At 34.7% G+C, this 19,194-nt stretch carries 12 protein-coding genes; 10 read left to right on the top strand and 2 right to left on the bottom strand.

The genetic code is table 11. The annotated features are described in order from the left end of the window. The first annotated feature begins 24 nt into the window (after positions 1 to 24). Positions 25 to 660, top strand: coding sequence for a ribonuclease H1 domain-containing protein (locus tag EV197_RS03605; RefSeq protein WP_130285363.1), 636 nt, complete (start codon positions 25 to 27; stop codon positions 658 to 660). Positions 661 to 712: 52 nt separating this feature from the next. Here EV197_RS03605 and EV197_RS03600 read toward each other — a convergent pair whose 3' ends face one another. Then, positions 713 to 1,786, bottom strand: coding sequence for a matrixin family metalloprotease (locus EV197_RS03600; RefSeq protein WP_130285362.1), 1,074 nt, complete (start codon positions 1,784 to 1,786; stop codon positions 713 to 715). 275 nt (positions 1,787 to 2,061) lie between these two features. Between EV197_RS03600 and EV197_RS03595 the strand changes: the two genes are divergently transcribed. Then, a complete protein-coding gene (locus EV197_RS03595; protein ID WP_130285361.1) occupies positions 2,062 to 2,991 on the top strand; it encodes a PfkB family carbohydrate kinase in 930 nt (309 codons plus the stop codon). Between the two features lie 78 nt (positions 2,992 to 3,069). Beyond that, positions 3,070 to 4,968 (top strand): amidophosphoribosyltransferase, encoded by a 1,899-nt coding sequence (locus EV197_RS03590; RefSeq protein WP_130285360.1) that lies wholly within the window; start codon positions 3,070 to 3,072, stop codon positions 4,966 to 4,968. 268 nt (positions 4,969 to 5,236) lie between these two features. On the opposite strand, the gene EV197_RS03585 is transcribed toward EV197_RS03590, so the two are convergent. Then, the gene (locus EV197_RS03585) at positions 5,237 to 5,845 is read right to left on the bottom strand and encodes a superoxide dismutase (protein WP_130285359.1); all 609 of its coding nucleotides are present in this window, start codon (positions 5,843 to 5,845) and stop codon (positions 5,237 to 5,239) included. A gap of 185 nt (positions 5,846 to 6,030) precedes the next feature. Here EV197_RS03585 and EV197_RS03580 point away from each other — a divergent pair, with 185 nt between their 5' ends. The 7 genes from EV197_RS03580 to EV197_RS03555 all read left to right on the top strand — a co-directional run bounded on the left by EV197_RS03580 (position 6,031) and on the right by EV197_RS03555 (position 17,917). Next, complete coding sequence (locus EV197_RS03580; RefSeq protein WP_165388993.1) at positions 6,031 to 9,177, top strand: UvrD-helicase domain-containing protein; 3,147 nt, start codon at positions 6,031 to 6,033, stop codon at positions 9,175 to 9,177. Positions 9,178 to 9,458: 281 nt separating this feature from the next. Beyond that, positions 9,459 to 10,856 carry an OmpA family protein gene (locus EV197_RS03575; RefSeq protein ID WP_130285357.1) on the top strand — a complete coding sequence of 466 codons (1,398 nt, stop codon included), beginning with the start codon at positions 9,459 to 9,461 and terminating at the stop codon, positions 10,854 to 10,856. A gap of 89 nt (positions 10,857 to 10,945) precedes the next feature. Further along, entirely contained in the window at positions 10,946 to 13,693 is a 2,748-nt protein-coding gene (locus tag EV197_RS03570) for a PD-(D/E)XK nuclease family protein (protein WP_130285356.1), read from the top strand. A 2-nt stretch (positions 13,694 to 13,695) separates the two neighbouring features. Then, complete coding sequence (locus EV197_RS17255) at positions 13,696 to 13,830, top strand: hypothetical protein (protein WP_341273010.1); 135 nt, start codon at positions 13,696 to 13,698, stop codon at positions 13,828 to 13,830. Between the two features lie 42 nt (positions 13,831 to 13,872). Then, entirely contained in the window at positions 13,873 to 14,541 is a 669-nt protein-coding gene (locus EV197_RS03565) for an alpha/beta hydrolase family protein (protein WP_341273015.1), read from the top strand. Positions 14,542 to 14,969: 428 nt separating this feature from the next. After that, positions 14,970 to 17,372 carry a TonB-dependent receptor gene (locus EV197_RS03560; protein WP_130285355.1) on the top strand — a complete coding sequence of 801 codons (2,403 nt, stop codon included), beginning with the start codon at positions 14,970 to 14,972 and terminating at the stop codon, positions 17,370 to 17,372. Between the two features lie 5 nt (positions 17,373 to 17,377). Beyond that, positions 17,378 to 17,917 (top strand): type 1 periplasmic binding fold superfamily protein, encoded by a 540-nt coding sequence (locus EV197_RS03555; RefSeq protein ID WP_130285354.1) that lies wholly within the window; start codon positions 17,378 to 17,380, stop codon positions 17,915 to 17,917. The last annotated feature ends 1,277 nt before the right edge of the window (positions 17,918 to 19,194 follow it).

The raw sequence follows: 19,194 nt of genomic DNA, 5'->3' as shown, positions 1-19,194 counted from the left end.
TTCTAAGAACAGTGATTAAGCAATATGGCCAAAAAAGAAAAGTTTTATGTAGTTTGGGAAGGCAATCGACCTGGTATATACACCAAATGGGATGATTGCAAAGCTGCTGTAAAAGGATATTCGGGTGCAAAGTACAAATCCTTTGAAGATTTTGCTGAGGCAAAAAAAGCCTACAATGGAAACTACAATGATTACAAAGGCAAGGCAAAGACAAAAAAAACCTTATCTAGCGCTGAACTTGAAAAAATAGGAGAACCTAATTTATATTCCATTGCGGTTGATGCTGCCTCAAGCGGCAACCCAGGTAAAATGGAATACAGAGGCGTAGACACCCAAACTGGTAAACAACTGTTTCATCAAGGACCTTTTCAACAAGGCACTAATAATATTGGCGAGTTTTTAGCATTAGTCCACGGATTAGCTTACTTAAAGCAAAAAAATAGTGATCGCCTAATTTATTCGGACTCCAAGATTGCAATAGGATGGGTTAAAAAGAAAGCGTGTAAAACAAAACTCCAAAGAAACGCTAAAAATGCGGCTATGTTTGATTTGGTAGATCGCGCTGTAGTTTGGTTGAAACAAAATACATACTTAACCAAAATTGTAAAGTGGGAGACAAAAGCCTGGGGAGAAATTCCTGCTGATTTTGGTAGAAAATAAATTACCCCGGCACATATATACCAGGGTAATCTTATATTTTTTAAAATAGTTACTAGCTACCACACTGTCCCAGATTTGTCCAACCGGTCGTAGTTCTTTCAAATAAATAGCCTTGATAAGTCACTTGATCTCCAACAGCATAAAACTGTCCACCAACATAAGGATCTACACCGGCGCAAATATCAGCAGGAGGTGCTCCACACTCACCAAGATTGGTCCATCCTGATGCAGTTCTTTCAAATAAATAACCTTGATACGTCACTTGATCGCCTACACTATAGCTTTCGCCATTAACATAAGGCGAAACCCCACTACAAATGTCATCTCCGCCAGTATCCCCAGGATACACGGTAGCGATAAAAGATTTATCGGTATCAGATAAGTTCGTATTCGTACCCACAGAAAAGCCGTCTAGTGTATGCTCAGCCGGTATCGGATAGTGCATAATAGAAGCAGGATCATATGCACTGTAATTAGAGGTACTAGCTTCGTATCTTCTAAATAAATTATTATCCACCTGCGCTCTACTCCAATAATTTGGCGGTCCAGCATAATAGGCATAAACCGCTTCTCTATCCCAATTGATGCCAGCAACAGGATTTTGATGCTCGTGGATTAATCCTAAAGCATGACCAAACTCGTGTATTGTTGTAGTTCTAAAATCGGTTTCACTAGTATTATCATTAAACCATCCATAATGCATAGTCCTCGAATAATTATTGGCATCGGTCCCTAAATAAGACCAGGATCCACCATCATTGGCGTATTGACCCTCTCTAAAACTAATTTTTATATTAGCACTACTGTTGGTAGACACGAATTGAAAAGTAATATTAGCGTGGTCTTCCCAAGCTTTTGCATACTGTCTTACCTTAGACTGCACATAGCTGTTTCCATTTAGAAATTTTACTCTGATGACCTGACCAGGATTCCATTGTTTAGCTTTTAATGTAGCTGCTTTGGATAAGTCAGTATCTGTATCCCATTTCTCAACACACACTTTTAAGCCTTTTTCAGTCGCTATTGCTTCTGGCTCCAAAGTTGTTAATTCTTCCTTTTCGCAACTTAGCAAAGCAAATGCCAGCAGTACTCCAGTTACGAGTACGGTTACCTTTAGATTTTTCATAATTTTGATATTGGTTCGTATTAACACTGCGATATATTCGCGTTATTACCTAACAAGGAAAAGTTAATTTTATTATTAATAATTCATGTTTTTTGGCAAATCGCTTATTTTTTGTGGTAAAAGCGTAAAAACATTGCAGATTTATTAAAATAAATGACTTGATAAAACTACCATTTATCAAAAATTAGATAAAAGTAATACACAGTACTTGACCATATTATCCCAAGTACTTAAAACTAAAACGTATATTTGCAAAAAAATTAGAACGCTAGTTTATGAGCAAATTACTGATAGTTGGAACTGTAGCTTTTGATGCTATTGAGACTCCATTTGGAAAAACAGACAAAATTTTAGGTGGAGCCGCAACATATATTGGGTTGTCCGCTTCAAATTTTAATATTCCATCCGCTATAGTGTCTGTGGTTGGAGAGGATTTCCCAAAAAAGCATATTACCATGCTACAAGAAAGAAATATAGACACATCTGCCATAGAAGTTGTTCCTGGAGGTAAAACCTTCTTTTGGAGCGGTAGATATCACAATGACTTAAATTCAAGAGATACTTTAGATACTCAACTAAATGTTTTAGCAGATTTCAATCCTGTAGTGCCTGAGGATTATAAGGACGCAGAGATAGTAATGCTTGGCAATCTACACCCATTAGTTCAGTTAAGCGTTTTAGAGCAAATGACTACTCCTCCAAAGCTGGCTATTTTAGACACCATGAATTTTTGGATGGAAGACGCTTTTATAGAAGATCTAAAAAAAGTAATCGCCAAAGTTGATGTTATAACGATTAATGATGAAGAGGCCAGACAATTAAGTGGAGAATATTCTTTAGTAAAAGCAGCTCGAGTCATTGAGGATATGGGGCCTAAGTATGTAGTGATCAAAAAAGGAGAACACGGAGCATTGTTATTTCATAAAGATCAGGTATTCTTTGCCCCAGCATTACCACTCGAAGAGGTTTTTGACCCTACTGGTGCAGGAGATACTTTTGCTGGCGGTTTTTCAGGTTTTCTGACAAAAACCGAAAATATCTCTTTTGAAAATATGAAAGCAGCCATAATCCATGGTTCAAATTTAGCTTCCTTCTGTGTAGAGAAGTTTGGAACGGAGCGTATGGAAAGCTTAAATGAAGAAGAGCTTCAAAAAAGACTACAAGAATTTAAGGAACTAACACAATTTGATATAAAATTAGCTTAAAATAGAATACGCTAAGCTAGGAAATAGAACTATTAATATTGGTTTACCAACACAACAACAGCATATACCCTAAATACCATGAGCGACGCTTTAAAACACGAATGTGGAATTGCACTAATTAGACTTTTAAAACCACTATCCTATTATAAAGAAAAATATGGCAGTGCATTTTATGGTGTAAATAAAATGTATCTAATGATGGAAAAACAGCACAATCGTGGTCAAGATGGTGCTGGATTTGCGAGTGTTAAATTGGATGTTCCTCCAGGACAACGTTATATCAGTAGAGTTCGGTCCATTGAAGCACAGCCTATACAAGATATTTTTTCGCAAATCAATGCCCGTATTAATACAGAGTTCGAAGCCCACCCAGAATATAGTGACGATGTACAATTACAGAAAGAAAATATTCCTTATATCGGCGAAGTACTTCTAGGACATGTACGTTATGGAACCTTTGGTAAAAATAGTGTAGAAAGTGTTCACCCTTTCTTGAGGCAAAATAACTGGATGCATCGTAATTTGATTGTCGCAGGTAACTTCAATATGACCAACAATAATGTATTGTTTGATAATTTGGTGCGCTTAGGTCAGCACCCAAAAGATAAAGTAGACACGGTTACTGTGATGGAAAAAATTGGTCATTTCTTAGACTCTGAAGTTGCCAAGCTCTACAAAAAACTCAAAAAAGAGGGGTACAATAAAATAGATGCGTCACCTAAAATCGTGGAACGACTTAATGTAGCTAAAATATTAAGAAAATCCTCTAAAGACTGGGACGGCGGGTATGCCATGGCAGGTATGTTGGGTCATGGAGATGCCTTTGTACTAAGAGATCCTGCTGGTATCAGACCTGCATACTACTATCAAGACGACGAAGTTGTTGTGGTAGCTTCAGAACGTCCCGTAATCCAAACCGTATTTAACGTACCTTTTGACCAGGTAACTGAATTGGATCCTGGTAATGCCATCATCATCAAAAAAAATGGTGAAACCGCTATAAAAGAAATCATAAAACCCTTAGAACGAAAAGCCTGTTCTTTCGAAAGAATTTATTTTTCAAGGGGAAGTGACGCTGAAATCTATCAAGAGCGCAAAAACCTCGGGCGTCTTATCATGCCACAAGTTCTTGAAGAGATCAATTACGACACTCTAAATACAGTGTTTTCATTCATCCCAAATACTGCCGAAACCTCTTTTTATGGAATGGTAGAAGCGGCACAGGACGAACTAAACAAGCAAAAAACTGATACTATCCTTAGAGAAAAGGAGAATCTAACTAACGAGCGCTTAACCGAAATTCTTTCCTATAAGTTAAGAACTGAGAAAATAGCGATTAAAGATGCAAAACTCCGAACTTTTATCACTGAAGATAGTAGCAGGGACGATTTAGTAGCTCACGTATATGATGTAACTTATGGAGTAGTACAGTCTAATGACAACTTGGTAGTTATTGACGATAGTATTGTAAGAGGTACTACTTTAAAAAAGAGTATCATCAAAATGTTAGATCGACTGAAACCTAAAAAAATTATTGTAGTTTCTTCTGCGCCTCAAATTAGGTACCCAGACTGTTATGGAATCGATATGGCTCGTTTAGAAGGTCTTATTGCATTCAAAGCAGCACTCACCTTGTTAGAAGAACAAGGAAACTATCACGTCGTTGAAGACGTATATAAAAAGTGTAAAGCGCAAGAGAATTTAGAAGATAAAGAAGTAAAAAATTACGTCAAAGAAATTTATGACAGCTTTACGGATCAAGAAATCAGTGATAAAATTGCGGAGCTTTTATCCGACTCTTCAGTTAATGCAGATGTAAAGATAATTTACCAATCTGTAGCTAATTTGCATAAAGCCTGTCCAGAAAATTTAGGAGACTGGTATTTTACCGGAGATTATCCTACAGTAGGTGGAAACAGAGTTGTTAATAAAGCGTTTATCAACTTCTTTGAAGGGAAAGACGAAAGAGCCTATTAAACTGCTCTAAAACCAACTGTTAAAAAGGGTTAATTTGTGCATTTCAACAAGTATTTGAGCTTTTCATCTAAAACATTTTTTCACAATGAAATATCACCATATATTAGCAAAGCCATAGCATAAGTAGGTTAAGTTCATGGTAGATTTGGGGCAAAAAAAGGTGGAACTTCCACCTTTTTTTATTTTACACACATTTGGAAATTTTATATAAAAAAAGCTGCAAAATTTTGCAGCTTTTCTCTTTTATAATATGATGTTTATTCAGGCTTTATTTACCATCTTCATAACGCTTTGAAACTTCTTCCCAGTTAATTACATTAAAAAAGGCATCAATATAATCTGGTCTTCTATTTTGATAATTTAAATAATAAGCGTGTTCCCATACATCTAAACCTAAAATTGGAGAACCTCCACAACCGATATCTGGCATCAATGGATTATCTTGATTTGGTGTTGAACATACTTCTACTTTTCCACCTTTATGAACACATAACCAGGCCCATCCTGATCCAAATCTAGATCCTGCAGCAGCACTAAATTCTTTTTTAAATCCATCAAATGAACCATAAGCAGCATTTATAGCATCTGCCAAAGCTCCGGTAGGCACTCCTCCTCCATTTGGACTCATTACTTTCCAAAAGAGACTGTGATTGTAATAACCTCCTCCGTTATTTCTTACGGCTGCATTAGACATATCTAAATTGGTAAGGATATCTTCTATTTCTTTTCCGTCTAAATCAGTTCCTTCAATCGCAGCATTTAATTTATTTGTATAACCCGCGTGATGCTTATCGTGATGGATTTCCATGGTTCTAGCATCTATATGTGGTTCTAACGCATCAAAAGCGTAGTCTAATTTTGGTAATTCAAATGACATATGTAATTTTTTATAATTAATAAAAATGAATGAAGTCAAATTTAACAATTAGGGGGACTAATTAAAATTTATAAGTGTTATAAATTAATTAAAAACAGCTAGCTACTTCAATCCAAAATAACATAATGCCGAGCTAACCGCTACACTTACAAATCTAATTGTTACATTTAATCAAAAAAACAAGCTTGGACCCAAAAAACGCCTTTACAATTTATAATGCCGCAGCGGGAGCTGGTAAAACCTATACGCTTGTTAAGGAATATCTTAGTGCTTTGCTGAGCTATGATTATAAGGATGGCTACAAAAATATTTTGGCTATAACCTTTACCAACAAAGCCGTAGCAGAAATGAAATCTAGGATCTTAGAGAACCTTAGCAGTATCAGTGGCTTGGGCGACAATGAAAAAACAATAGATTTAGTAGCAACTTTAGTTGAAGAAACTAATATTGAAGAACAGAAATTACGTAAAAAAGCTGAGCGCATATTAAAAAGCATTTTACACAATTATGCTTCTTTTGATGTAGTTACCATTGATACATTTACGCATAGGATTATAAGAACCTTTGCTTTTGACCTGGGCATTCCTATGAATTTTGAAATTGAGATGGACACTCAACTATTATTACGAGAAGCGGTAGATGTGGTATTATCCAAAATTGGAACAGATGAAAAAATAACCCGTACAATTATTGATTTTGCTTTTGAAAAACAAGATGAAGATAAAAGCTGGGATATTTCTACAGAATTATTTCAAATAGGCAAACTGATCCATAGTGAAAATGATCGTGCTCATATTCAAAAACTCTCCAGCAAAACTATTGAAGATTTTGAAACCCTTAAAAAAGAACAAAAGAAAAAGCTACAGTTGCTATCCGATCAGTTAATCAATGCATCTAAAGCTCTTTTAGCTGTTTTTGAAGCAAAAGGATTAGTTACAGCAGATTTTAACCGGGGTTCAGTGCCTAACTATTTCAACAGCATAGCAGCTGGGAAAAAGCCAACCAGCAAACCACCAACTTGGACAGCAAATATAGCCGAAGCTAAATTGTACACGCAAAAGCTCGATGCTGATAAAAAGTCTACTATTGACAACCTGCGTCCAGAAATTGAGAACGTATATAACCAAACAAAAAGAATACTCTTAGAGATACAGCTGACTAAAAACCTAATTAAAAACAGTACTCCACTATCCGTATTGACGATCTTAAATAGAGCCTTGGAGGAGATTAAAAAAGAGAGGAATATTTTACTGATTTCAGAGTTTAATACCATCATTAGTAATGCCATAAAAGGACAACCTGCTCCTTTTATCTACGAGAGATTGGGAGAACGCTATAAGGATTATTTTATAGATGAATTCCAAGATACCTCTGAGCTACAATGGAATAATCTAATACCTTTAATTGATAATGCGTTGGCAACGGAAACATTAACCGGCAAAAAGGGAAGTCTTACTATCGTAGGTGATGCAAAACAAGCAATCTACAGATGGCGAGGCGGTAAAGCAGAACAATTTATTGACTTAAGTAATCAAGAAAATCCCTTTGCCATTCCTGAAAAAAGCGTGCATAATTTGCCCAAAAATTACAGAAGTTATAGCAATATCATTACGTTTAATAACGAGTTCTTCAGTTGGCTATCCTCAGAATTTATTTCATCTCAATATGGTTCTATTTATTTAGAAGGTAACCAGCAAGAGCTCAATACCAAAGAAGGCGGCTATGTTTCTTTACAGTTTATTGAAGCAGCCAATAAAAAGGAAGAAGATGAAACCTATCCTGTAGAAGTCTTGAATACGATTAGGGAGGTAACACAAAAAGGATTTAACCTTAGTGATATTTGTATTTTAGTACGCAAACAAAAAGAGGGTAGTGTGATTGCTAATTATTTAGCAGAAAATGACATTCCTATCATTTCCTCAGAAACGCTACTTCTACAAAATGCTGAGGAAGTAGTTGCTATAATAGATTTCTTATCATGGTATATAAATAATGAAGACAAATTGTCCTTAGCTCAGTTTTTTCATCATATCAGCAAAGAAAAATCTAATATTCCTAATACTTTCCTTGAAGAAAATATACACCATACCAGTGCAAGGATTTTCAAAACCTTAGCTGAATTCGATATAAAATTTAATCTTCAAGAATTTGCAGCTCTTCAGTTGTATGAAAGTGTGATCTATTTGATAAATAGTTTTGATCTACCTGTCAATTGCTATGTACAATTTTTCCTAGATACGCTATTCGATTATGTTCAAAAAAATGCAGATGGAATTATCGGATTTTTAAACTTTTGGAATGTAAAAAAAGACAGCTTGAATATCATTGCTCCTGAGGGTAGTGATGCGGTTCAAATAATGACCATACACAAAGCGAAAGGACTAGAATTTCGCTGCGTAATTTACCCCTATGCCAATACTAATATTTACAATGAGGTTGAACCAATGACTTGGATTAGTGTGCCCCCAGAAGAATTTAATGGTTTTGATGACATTTACATTAATTATCATAAAAATTTAGCTGAAATCAACCAAAACACCAAAGCATTAGTAGAGCAGCGACAAGCACAGTTACAACTTGATAATTATAATCTTCTATATGTTGCTTTAACTAGAGCCATTGAAGAACTATATATCATTTCGCAATTGGAAATTACTGCAAAAGGTGAGATAAAGGAAGATTACTTTTCCAGTAAATTTGTGCATTTCTTACAGCAAAAACAATTATGGAAGGAAAATAGCTTATCCTACAGTTTTGGTACTGAAAGGAAAGGCTTAACTAATCAGCTCAAAGTAAATAAAGCGAACAAAAGCCTTTTATTAGGAGACGTAAGACCTACTCAATACAACAAATTAAAAATATCTACTACCAGTGGTGCTTTATGGGACACCCCACAAGAAAAAGCCATCTCTGCCGGTACTTTAATTCATAAGCTGCTGTCGGAAGTATTCACTGTTACAGACATTGAAAAAGTACTTTTAAGCAATGAAAAAAAGGGAATCATTACCATGGACAGTATTCCAACATACCGTAATATCTTAAAAAAAGTAACAGAACATCCAACCTTACAAAAATATTATCGCTCCAACATCCAAGTATATAATGAAGCAGACCTACTATATCAGGGACAACTTTTTAGACCTGATAGAATAACTATTAATACAAACAACGAAGTTACCGTAATAGATTATAAGACCGGTGAATTCAACACTTCGCACCTAAATCAGATTCAAAATTATATAATAATTCTGGAAAAGATGGGATATTCAAAAGTTGATGGTTATTTAACGTATATTGATCAAGAAATAACAGTGAAACCCATACGCAGTTGAAAGATTTTTTATAATTCCTTTGCCAAAAATGGTGATAAAAAGTTTTTTTATAGTATAATTGTACCGTCTTAAGAGAGACTTTTAATATCATTTTCGCAAAAAGCCAAATCATTATTTGAACAAATAAGGGTAAAAACGCACTTATCACAAAGTACTTCAAACCTTTGAAACCTTCGATATACACTGGCCTATTAAGAAAATTTTATTAGATTTGTCTTTGACAGTAATTTTTAACATATTACATTTGCTCAAATTAACACTTAAAAATTAAATTATTGAATATGAAACATCTTAGCAGATTTTTAGCGGCTTCGTTACTAGTACTTGGGTTAAGTACGGCGAACGCACAAGATGAAAATAACCCATGGGCGGTATCGATTGGCGTAAATGCTGTGGACATCTTCCCTACAGGAGGTGACTTGCCAGTTCAAGGAGAAATCTTTGACGAGTATTTTAATGCTAACGACCACTGGAATATTCTTCCATCTGTTTCTAAATTGTCTGTAGGAAGATATATCGGAGACGGTTTTTCTTTCACTGCTTCTGGTTCTGTAAACAAAATTACCAAAGCTGGAGAGTTACCTGATGGTACAAACGTTGGTGTAGATGATCTATCTTACTACGCTGTAGACGGTAGAGTTAGCTACAGTTTTAAAAACCTTTTAAGTTCTAGCTGGTTAGACCCTTACCTAGGTGTAGGTGGAGGTTATACTTGGGTAGACGAAATTGGAGCTGGTACATTCAATGGTTCACTTGGATTGAATTTTTGGATTACTGAAAACTTAGCTTTCAATGTACAATCTACATATAAGCACGTATTCGAAGATTACGCTGCTTCTAATTACCCTCCAACTCACTTCCAACACTCTGCTGGTCTTACTTTCGCTTTCGGAGGTAAAGATACTGATGGTGATGGAATATATGACAAAGATGATGAATGTCCAGAAGTTCCTGGTTTAGAGGAATTCAACGGATGTCCTGATACTGATGGTGACGGAATCACTGATGCTAAAGACGATTGTCCAGATGTTGCTGGTACAGCTGAATTTAACGGATGTCCTGATACTGATGGTGATGGTGTAGCTGATCCTAAAGATGAGTGTCCTACAGTTGCTGGTTTAGCAGCGTTAAATGGATGTCCTGATGCTGACGGTGACGGAATCACTGACGCTAACGATGGTTGTCCTAACGAAGCAGGTCCTGCTGAAAACAATGGATGTCCTTACCAAGATAAAGATGGTGACGGAGTATTAGACAAAGATGATAACTGTCCTGATGTAGTTGGTACTGTTGCAAACAACGGTTGTCCAGAAGTTACTGAGGAAGTTCAAGAAACTCTTAACGAGTACGCTGCTCAAATCTTATTTGACTCTGGTAAATCTTCTATCAAGAAAGTTTCTGAAGATAAATTAGCTGAGATCATTAAAATACTTAATGAGTATCCTAACGCTAAGTTTACTGTAGAAGGTCACACTGATAGTGTAGGTAGTGAAAAATTAAATCAAAGACTATCTGATACAAGAGCTAACTCTGTAAAGACTTACCTTGTTGAAAATGGTGTAGATAAGTTCAGATTATCTGCTATCGGATATGGAGAGTCTAGACCTATCGCTACTAACAACACTAGAGCAGGTAGAGCTAAAAACAGACGTGTAGAAATTAACTTAGTAAAAGAATAATACAAAGTTAATTCTCAAAATATAACTAAGAAACGTCCCGAAATATCGGGACGTTTTTTATTTTGTAGTATTGCGAACTTTGTGTGTCTATGAAAAAAACGAATGCATTTCTAAAAGATGTTCTTCTTGATCTTCAAGCTGAAAAAGAGCCCATTAGTAAACTAACTTTTATAGTACCTAGTAAAAGAGCAGGTATATTTCTAAAAAGATATCTCATTGAAATATATGGAGATTTAACTTTTATCTGTCCCAAAATACTCAGTACCGAAGAATTTATTGAACAGTTATGCGGTTTAGTAACTATAGACAATACCCAGACATTATTCGAGTTTTATGAAACCTATCTTCAATTATTTCCAGAACTGGAAAAAGAAGATTTTGATAGCTTTATGACCTGGGGACAAACCTTAATACACGATTTCAATGAAATTGACAGGTATTGCATAGACCACAATAGTATATTTACTTATTTAACCCGGATTACGGAACTAAAACATTGGTACGTACAAAAAGACAAAACCGCTTTAGTTAAGAACTACATTGCTTTTTGGGACAAACTATTAGACTATTACAAAGCCTTTAAAGCACGATTGCTTCAAAAAGGAATTGCTTATCAAGGATTATGCTACCGGATAGCATCAGAAAAAATAAATGAGTACATCAAAACAACAACAACCAAACACATCCTAGTTGGTTTTAATGCACTCAATACAGCAGAACAAATAATATTTCAAACCCTTTTAGATAATGATTTAGGCAAAATTTATTGGGATACCGATGCGTTTTTTATGGATAGTGCCTATCACGATGCCTCTTTATTTCTAAAAAAGTATAGTAACGATTGGCAATATTTCAAAAACAAACCTTTTAAGTGGGTCAATGAATCATTTTCTGATACTAAAAACATACAGCTGCTAGGCACACCAAAAAACGTAAGTCAAGCAATAATCGCAGGGCAAATTTTAAAAAAAATACCAAAAGCTGAATTAAGCAATACTGCACTAGTACTTGCTGATGAATCCCTTCTATCACCTGTACTTTCCTTTTTGCCAGATACCATTAGCAACGTAAATATTACCATGGGGCTGCCAATAAAAGAGCTACCGGTGAATCCTTTCTTTGAAACCCTGTTTACGCTTCACAAAAAGCAAAAAGGAGACACCTTTTATTTTCAAGAAGTACTAGAGTTACTTGCCTTACCTACCACTCAAAAACTCTTAGGAAGTGATGCCACACTAATAGCCAAGGCCATCAATCAGCAAAATATAATTTATGTTAAACTAGCTGATATTGAAGCTAAAGTAAAAAAATCTACGCAAGACGATTTGCGCTTACTGTTTACACCTTGGAAAAATGTAAGTAAGGCCATAAATACTTGTCAAAACCTCATTGGTTCTTTAAAAGAACGCTATCAAGAAGAGAACAATACCCTTATCCTAGAATATTTATTTCATTTTAATAGTTTATTCAATAAAATAGCGTCCATACATACATCCTATAAACGCTTAAATTCCATTCAAGGGTTATATCATGTATACCGAGATTTAATCTCACAGGAAAATCTAGATTTTATTGGCGAGCCTTATCAAGGACTTCAGCTCATGGGAATGTTGGAGTCTCGTTGCTTAGATTTTGACACCGTTATCATTACCTCTATGAATGAAGGTATACTACCTGCTGGCAAAAGTAATAACTCCTTTATCCCATACGATTTAAAAAGAACGTATGAACTGCCTACATACAAAGAAAAAGACGCTATCTACACCTATCATTTTTATCGTTTGATGCATCGGGCAAAAAACATATACCTTATCTATAACACAGAGAACGAAGGTGTTGGTGGGGGTGAAAAAAGTCGTTTTTTGCGGCAGCTCGAAATTGATAAAAGACCCAATCATACCATTCAAAAATACATTGTTAGTGCTCCAACTGAGAATACTCCAAAAAAGCTAACCCAAATTGAAAAAAACAGCGCTACCATTAGCTCATTGGATACACTTGCAGAAAAAGGATTTTCACCCTCCGCACTAACCAACTATATAAGAAACCCTATTGACTTTTATTATCAATATATTTTAAAAATAAGAGAAATAGACGAGGTAGAAGAAACTGTGGCTTTAAACACACTGGGTACTATTATACATAATGTCTTAGAAGAATATTACAAACCGTATGAAGGCAAAGAGCTATTAGTAGCGCATATTGATCTTATGCAAAGGAATTTAGATAAGGCAGTTCGCTACCAGTTTGATAAAGAATATCCCGCATTGAGCTATGAAAAAGGTAAAAACAGACTCATCTTTGAAGTGGCTAAACGATATATTCAAAATTTTCTTTCTTATGAGAAAAGAAGCATAGAAGAAGGTAATACCCTAAAAATTATCGCAGTAGAAGCTGAGCTCAAAGCTCCTTTATACATAGAAGAACTCAATAAAACTGTATTTTTAAGAGGTAAGGTCGATAGAATAGATAATTATAATGGTCAACTTAGAGTTATTGATTATAAAACCGGGAATGTTCAAAAAGGTGACGTTAATGTATTAAATTGGGAACCTCTTGTTTCCGACTATAAGTACAGCAAAATCATACAAGTGTTAGCCTATGCTTATATGTTCAATCAAAACGCTCAAATCAAAGAACCCTTTGAAGCCGGTATTATCTCCTTTAGAAATTTAAAAACAGGATTTTTAAAATTTGGAGTTAAGAAAAGTCCACGAGATGCAAGCCCGAATACAACAATCACTGAAGAAGTCTTTAAAAGCTACTTAGTAGAAATTAAAAAATTAATACTCGAACTATACGACACCTCAATTCCTTTTACAGAAAAAGAAGTTTAAATATGAACATAGAAAAAAACCTAATTATCCCAGGTAAACATAGTAAACCTATTCTAACTGATGTATTTTATGTACCTAACCAACAACAGAAACCAGTAGTTGTTTTTTGTCACGGATATAAAGGTTTTAAAGATTGAGGTGCCTGGAACTTAGTTGCTAAAACCTTTGCTGCTGCGCAACTGCTGTTTATAAAATTTAATTTTTCTCATAATGGGGGTACTTCTAAGCAACCCATTGATTTTCCAGATTTAGAAGCATTTGGACATAATAATTACAGAAAAGAATTAAATGATCTACAAACCATCATAGACTGGGTCTGTTCAGAATCTTTTATTGCGCGAAAAGAAATTGATCCTTCAAAAATTATACTCATTGGACACTCAAGAGGAGGAGGCATCGTAACTATAAAAGCTTCCGAAGATCAGCGAATAAATAAAGTTATTACCTGGGCTGGAGTATCTGATTTTAAAGCCAGGTTCCCTAAAGGCGAAGCATTAGAAAAATGGAAAGAAGAAGGAGTAATGTATATAGAAAATGGACGCACTAAACAACAAATGCCACATTATTATCAATTTTATTCCTCTTTTAAGGCAGAAGAAGAAGGACTTAATATAGCAAATGCAGTGAAAAAATTAAATATTCCCTATTTAATTATTCACGGTGCAGATGATCCCACGGTTGACGTTAAAGAAGCCTATCATTTACAAAAATGGAGTAAGCAAGGTCGACTAAAAGTTATCCCTGATACAGATCACGTATTCGGTGCAAAACATCCTTGGGATCTTGAAGAACTGCCAATTAAACTGCAACAAACTGTAGATTACACATTTCAATTTGCAATAAATTAACAGTTAATAATGAAATTTAAATCTTAGAAATATATTTTTTTTGTTATTTTGCGTAGATGAAGAGGTGTAAACAATATATAGCTTCAGTATGTTTAGTACTATTTGCAGTTATGCAATTAGTCGATTTACATGTGTTGCAGCACGAGGTGGATGATACCGATTGCATTGTTTGCCAACTTTCTTATTCATCAGAGCACAGCGAAGATCTTTTTTTAAACAATGATCTCAACTACACGCTAACAGAACACAATCCTACATTTAAAAAACCAATTTCAGGTTTTACATCAATTCACATTACCAACAAATATACTGGTAATCAAAATACGAATAAGGCACCCCCCGCCCTATTTTAGTCATTAAACAATCATTATAGTAAGACGTAAGCTTTAAACAGTTTATGCAATAAACAATCACTCATTTATTTATTGATGAAGAACGCAGCACTAATAATTGTAGTGCTATTCCAGAGCATAATTTGTTATGGTCAGGACTGTTCTAAGGAATTTACAGGAAAGATATTAGATTTTCACGACGGTGTTCCTTTAAACAACGCTACAATTACCTTTAATAATACCACTATAAAATCGGATAAACAGGGTAACTTTAAAATTACCGGACTTTGTCCTATTTCATATGCCTTTACAATCTCGCACCCGGATTGTAATTCTCAGGTAGTAACTGTCGATATATCTGAGGTTACCAACAAGGTTATATATTTAGAGCATCATTATAGCGATCTAGAGGAAGTTACTTTAGAAACCACTAATGAAATCAGAGACACAAATAGTCAAACGGAAGATCAACTCAGTAAGTCAGACCTAGAAAAATATAGTAGTCTAACCCTAGGTGACGCTTTAAAAGAAATATCTGGTGTAACCAGTTTATCATCAGGTAATACTATTGTAAAACCGGTTATACAAGGACTACACAGTAGCCGTATCATTATAATGAATAATGGAGTAAGACAAGAAGATCAAGAATGGGGAGAAGAACATGCGCCTAATCTAGATATTAATGCCTTTAATAAAATACGGGTTATAAAAGGATCAGGAGCTTTACAATATGGAGGGAATGCCATAGGAGGAGTTGTAGTAGCAGAAAACAAATTAACCTCCCTTAAAGACACCGTATTTGGTAGAACACAAATCGCAGCGAGTAGTAATGGTAGAGGTGGTGGTGCCAGTGCAAGTATTAACCTAGGATTTAACAAAGGGTGGAGTTCAAAATTTCAAACAAGTATCAAACGATTTGGAGATAGTGAGGCCCCTGACTATATTTTAAGTAATACTGGCGTTTCAGAACAAAATTTTTCCGCAGGATTAGGTTATACTGGATTTACCGGTGGATTGGAATTATATTATAGCTTTTTTAATGCCACTCAAGGTATCTTAAGAGCATCACATCTGGGCAATAGGGGTGATTATGCCAGGGCAGTTAATAGTCCTGTGCCACTTATAATTAATCCGTTTACCTATGATATCAATGCTCCAAAGCAAGAAACCCAGCATCACTTAGCTAAAATTAAAGGGTACAAAAGATTTAAGAATCTTGGTAAGCTTACAGCTCAGTATTCCTTTCAATACAATAACAGAAAAGAATTTGATATTCGAAGAGGTGATGACAGGGACAAGCCTAGCCTAGATCTTGATTTATTTACCAACGCACTAGAAAGTTCATTTTTATTTGATGCAAATGCGCGATTTAAAAAGACAGTAGGTTTTCAATTGACGTTTCAGGAAAACATTCCAGATCCAGAAACTGGAATTAAAAGATTAATACCGGACTACAAACGGGTTCAAGCTGGTCTTTTTGCCATTGCCACCTACGATTTAAAGGATAATATTACACTAGACGCAGGAATACGATATGATTTTGTAAACATCGATGCAAAAAAATTCTATGATAAGGACTTTTGGGAGGATCGCGGATATGATACTGAATTTAATGACTTAATCATTGCGGATGAGGGAGACCAATGGTTAACCAACCCCGTACTCGATTTTCATAGCTTTGCGATTTCTGGAGGTTTAAATTTTAGCTATAAAGATCAGGATAAGTTTTTGATCAATCTCTCGTTAGCCAATAGGGCCCCCAACCCTGTTGAATTATTTAGTGATGGACTACATCATAGTGCAGCAATTATTGAAATAGGTGATTTACGTACTAAACAAGAAAATGCACTTAAACTTTCATTGTCCAATGAAAGTCACAAATTGTTAGGAAACGATTACATAACCATATCGCCATATGTAAATTTCATCAACAACTATATATTTTTAGAACCCTCAGGTAGTGTGGAATTAACTACACGTGGTGATTTTCCACGCTGGGAATACCGGCAAACCGATGCAATCTTATGGGGAGTTGATATTAATTACGGAGTTGACTTAACAGAGAATGTCGGTTTTAACACCGGATTCTCATACATCTATGGCCAGGATATTGAGAATAATGAACCTATTATCAATATGCCTGCTCCAAGCTTCAGATCTGAACTTATTTTTGATCAAGAGCTTTGGAATCTTAAATTGGTAAACACCACGGTTTTACAGCAAAATAGATTTCCCGATAATAATTTTACCGATGATTTTATCGAGGATGGTGCTATCCAAACGGTTTTTGTGGATGTTTCTACACCACCAAAAGGGTATACTCTTTTTGACCTGGCTGGTACTTACAAATTCTCATTATGGAATACAGAAGACTTAAGCCTAGGCTTAACAATCACTAATATTTTTAATACTTCCTATAGAGATTACCTCAATCGGCAACGATTCTTTGCTGATAATATAGGACGAAACTTTACACTTAATTTCAATTTTAAATTTTAATTACTATGAAAAATGTAACATTAAAGTATTTAACCATTTTATTTTTATCCATCACTGTGCTATCATGTTCAGACGACGATGATCCTGCAGTGATCAATGAAGAAGAAACCATTACAACCGTAAAATTAACCGTAACGGAGTCTGGTAGTACAACCAGTACCGAATACACCTGGACAGAGGATAGTCAAGACCCTATTACCTTACAAGCCAATACAACTTATAATTTTACTATTGAATTCCTTGACGAATCTAACCCTGATGATGTAGAAGACATTACTGCAGAGGTAATCGCAGAAGCAGATGAGCACTATGTTTTTTATGAAAATACCGTAACTGGTCTTGTTTTCCAAAGTGCTGCTGACGATACACAAGATAGCAACGATATATCTATAAATGTTTCGACAGACTGGACTACAGGAAGTGCAGGAACAGGTATTATCAGAGCTTACTTAATACACGAGCCAACCACAAAAACCGGAGACAGCAGAGCTGATTTTGGAGGAGAAACGGATATCGAGGTTGAGTTTACCACTACTGTTCAATAAAATCTTAAGGACTGGGGTAAAATAATAAGTTGAGTTTGTATTTAATTTAGTCCAAAACTTCCCTTACTATAGGGTAAGGGAAGTTCTAAAAAAAACTTTTAAAAGTGTTAAAATCAATGTTTGACATTAATGAATTTTTAAAAAATACAGCTATAGTATAAAAATAGACTGAGAATTTGATAACAAAAGAAGCGATTAAACTTTAAAATGTTATACAATAACTGATAAACAGTGGGTTAAATCCAAAATAATTAAGAGGATATTATGACATTATTAAATCTTAATTACCATAAGAAAAATGTTTATTTAATTCGAGTTTAGCTATTATATTCGCAGCATAATTTGATACCATAATAGAAAACAAACAATAAAATTGAAGCTTTCATAATTAGTATAAGTTGAGTTTGTGTTAAATACAATTAAGTTTCAATTCAGACCCTGGGAGTAGTTAACCCAGGGTTGCTTTTTTTATACTTTTCTATAAATATTTAGTTATGTATATACATAAAAAAGCCTCCTTAGCGGAGGCTTTTTCAAGTGTTAATAACGAACTCTATTTAGTTCCCTTAAAATAGACTATATAACAAAATTTCCCTTTTTTGTTCTAAATTTAAACGATCGGATATTTCTGGATCAATACCAGTGTAACAGCTATACAATACAGAATGATGAACATTCCGCCTAGTATCATCTTATCTTTCATAAATCTTCCAACTTTTTGCATAGCTTGTTATATATAAAGTTTGACATCCGCTTCTATTATAAAAACAACCTCAAGCTCAAAACTCCTTTAAAAAAGTTCACTTTTTTTAAAAAAATGACAAGCTTTTGAAAATCATATTCCTATAGTTGAAATTATAAACTATGCGCAAATAAAAAAGCCTCCTTTACGGAGGCTTTTTCAAGTGTTAATAACGAACTCTATTTAGTTCCCTTAAAATAGACTATATAACAAAATTTCCCTTTTTTGTTCTAAATTTAAACGATCGGATATTTCTGGATCAATACCAGTGTAACAGCTATACAATACAAAATGATAGACACTCCGCCTAGTAACATTTTATCTTCCAAATATCTTCTAACCTTTTGCATAGCTTGTTATTTATAAAGTTTAACATCCGCTTCTATTATAAAAACAACCTCAAGCTCAAAACTCCTTTTAAAAAATGAATTTTTTTAAAAAATTATACTTTAATTTTTAAATTAAATAATACAATCAACTCATTTTCAATTAATTGTACTCTATAAAAATTTTTAAGTTTTTACGGTAACCGAAG

Source organism: Aquimarina brevivitae (assembly GCF_004216895.1).
GTDB classification, from domain to species: Bacteria; Bacteroidota; Bacteroidia; order Flavobacteriales; family Flavobacteriaceae; genus Aquimarina; species Aquimarina brevivitae.
The sequence above is the reverse complement of the archived record's forward strand: the minus strand, read 5'-3'. Positions and strand labels throughout refer to the sequence as shown.

Excerpts from the sequence above, each read along its gene's own strand:
- EV197_RS03605 (WP_130285363.1), top strand. The coding sequence starts at position 25 with ATGGCCAAAAAAGAAAAGTTTTATGTAGTTTGGGAAGGCAATCGACCT.
- EV197_RS03600 (WP_130285362.1), bottom strand. The coding sequence starts at position 1,786 with ATGAAAAATCTAAAGGTAACCGTACTCGTAACTGGAGTACTGCTGGCA.
- EV197_RS03595 (WP_130285361.1), top strand. The coding sequence starts at position 2,062 with ATGAGCAAATTACTGATAGTTGGAACTGTAGCTTTTGATGCTATTGAG.
- EV197_RS03590 (WP_130285360.1), top strand. The coding sequence starts at position 3,070 with ATGAGCGACGCTTTAAAACACGAATGTGGAATTGCACTAATTAGACTT.
- EV197_RS03585 (WP_130285359.1), bottom strand. The coding sequence starts at position 5,845 with ATGTCATTTGAATTACCAAAATTAGACTACGCTTTTGATGCGTTAGAA.
- EV197_RS03575 (WP_130285357.1), top strand. The coding sequence starts at position 9,459 with ATGAAACATCTTAGCAGATTTTTAGCGGCTTCGTTACTAGTACTTGGG.
- EV197_RS03570 (WP_130285356.1), top strand. The coding sequence starts at position 10,946 with ATGAAAAAAACGAATGCATTTCTAAAAGATGTTCTTCTTGATCTTCAA.
- EV197_RS17255 (WP_341273010.1), top strand. The coding sequence starts at position 13,696 with ATGAACATAGAAAAAAACCTAATTATCCCAGGTAAACATAGTAAACCT.
- EV197_RS03560 (WP_130285355.1), top strand. The coding sequence starts at position 14,970 with ATGAAGAACGCAGCACTAATAATTGTAGTGCTATTCCAGAGCATAATT.
- EV197_RS03555 (WP_130285354.1), top strand. The coding sequence starts at position 17,378 with ATGAAAAATGTAACATTAAAGTATTTAACCATTTTATTTTTATCCATC.